Below are 1,461 nucleotides of genomic sequence, written 5' to 3'. Positions count from 1 at the left end.
CCCCGTTACTATGTTCGCACCTCGATAATCGAGGTTTTGGCCAGCCAGGCCCGGCATGATTCCCGCCCCCAGTCGTAACCATGATCCGGGGGGTGTTGTCACCGGGTCTGGTGGGTGGCTGGTGATCGCTGATAGGGGTTTGGCACGGACATTCCGACGCCGTCCGTAACGTGGATGCCGAGACTTGCCACCAGGGTTCTTGCAGGCCAATTCACTTTTTGTGCCAACTGCAATGCAAAACTTTCCACTTCATGACGCCGTCGATGTCTTCATCGGCGTCGACGTCGGCAAAGGCCACCACCATGCCGTCGCTCTCGATCGCAACGGCCGTCGCCTCTACAACAAGGCCCTGCCTAACGATGAGGCCCAACTGCGCGCCCTCATCAATGAGTTGAAAGCCCACGGCCAGCTCCTGTTCATCGTCGATCAGCCGGCTACCATCGGCGCACTGCCGCTGGCCGTAGCCCGCGACGCCGGTGCGCTCGTCGCCTACTTGCCAGGTCTGGCTATGCGTCGCATCGCCGACCTGCACGCAGGCGAAGCAAAGACCGACGCGCGCGACGCCGCCGTCATCGCAGATGCCGCACGCACCATGCCGCATACGCTGCGCTCATTGCGTCTGGCCGACGAGCCGCTCGCCGAACTGACCATGCTCTGCGGTTTCGACGACGATCTGGCCGAGCAAGTCAATCAGACCAGCAACCGCATTCGCGGCCTGCTCACGCAGATTCATCCCGCGCTTGAGCGCGTGCTCGGGCCTCGCCTGGATCACCCCGCCGTGCTTGATCTGCTTGAGCACTACCCCTCGCCCGCAGCACTGGCCGCCGCCGGCCAAAAAACGCTGGCGAATCGCCTGATTAAGCTCGCGCCACGCATTGGCAAAAGCCTGGCCGCTGACATCGCGCAAGCGCTTACCGAGCAAACCGTAGTCGTGCCTGGCACTCATGCCGCCACACTGGTGATGCCGCGCCTCGCCCAACAACTGGCCGCCCTGCGCAAGCAACGCGACGAGATGGCCGCCGAGGTCGAACGCCTGGTGCAAAGCAACCCTCTTTGGCCGGTCCTGAGCAGCATGCCCGGAGTCGGGCTCAGGACCGCAGCGCGACTCCTGACCGAGGTGGCGCACAAGGCCTTTGCCTCGGCCGCCCACTTGGCGGCCTATGCCGGCCTAGCGCCGGTGACCCGGCGCTCTGGCTCCTCGATTCGAGGCGAGCATCCCTCTCGGCGTGGCAACAAGGTACTCAAACGCGCCCTGTTTCTCTCGGCCTTTGCAGCTTTGCGAGACCCGATCTCAAAGGCTTACTACAGCCGAAAAATCCAGCAGGGCAAGCGCCACAACCAGGCACTTATCGCGCTGGCTCGCCGGCGCTGCGACGTCCTTTTTGCCATGCTGCGCGACGGCACTTTTTATCAACCCAAAACTGCCACCAGTGCTTGACGAACTACATAGGGGCACCCCCC

Annotated in this window: 1 pseudogene; it reads left to right on the top strand. The window is 63.3% G+C overall.

The annotated features are described in order from the left end of the window. Positions 1–174: 174 nt before the first annotated feature. Positions 175–1,438: pseudogene (locus ACIPHM_RS24585) on the top strand (IS110 family transposase). Positions 1,439–1,461 lie beyond the last annotated feature (23 nt).

Source organism: Pandoraea sp. NPDC087047 (genome assembly GCF_044745225.1).
In the GTDB taxonomy this organism is placed as follows: domain Bacteria; phylum Pseudomonadota; class Gammaproteobacteria; order Burkholderiales; family Burkholderiaceae; genus Pandoraea.
The sequence above is the reverse complement of the archived record's forward strand: the minus strand, read 5'-3'. Positions and strand labels throughout refer to the sequence as shown.